The 379-nt window shown below is 50.0% G+C and carries 3 tRNA genes; all 3 read left to right on the top strand.

What is annotated here, in order from left to right:
- Positions 1-50 precede the first annotated feature (50 nt).
- A tRNA-Thr gene (locus AC1DJR_RS33955) sits at positions 51-126 on the top strand.
- A 10-nt stretch (positions 127-136) separates the two neighbouring features.
- Positions 137-212, top strand: a tRNA-His gene (locus AC1DJR_RS33950).
- Positions 213-235: 23 nt separating this feature from the next.
- Positions 236-316 (top strand) — tRNA-Leu (locus AC1DJR_RS33945).
- The last annotated feature ends 63 nt before the right edge of the window (positions 317-379 follow it).

Raw genomic sequence — 379 nt, 5'->3', positions numbered from 1 at the left:
CCTTACAAGCAGGGGGTCGGCGGTTCGATCCCGTCATCCTCCACCATTTAGCCGACTTAGCTCAATTGGTAGAGCAACTGACTTGTAATCAGTAGGTTGGGGGTTCAAGTCCTCTAGTCGGCACCAGAAAATCATGGCGGTTGTGGCGAAGTGGTTAACGCACCGGATTGTGGCTCCGGCATTCGTGGGTTCAATTCCCATCAGTCGCCCCATTTTTCTTTTCAAATTATAAYATGCGGGTGTGGCGGAATTGGCAGACGCACTAGACTTAGGATCTAGCGCCTTTGGCGTGGGGGTTCGACTCCCTTCACCCGCACTTTTAATAAAATAACTCAAACATGTCTTGCGGAAGTAGTTCAGTGGTAGAATACAACCTTGC

It is taken from the genome of Bacillus sp. 05T31 (assembly GCF_056396725.1).
This window is presented reverse-complemented; position numbering and strand designations above follow the sequence as displayed.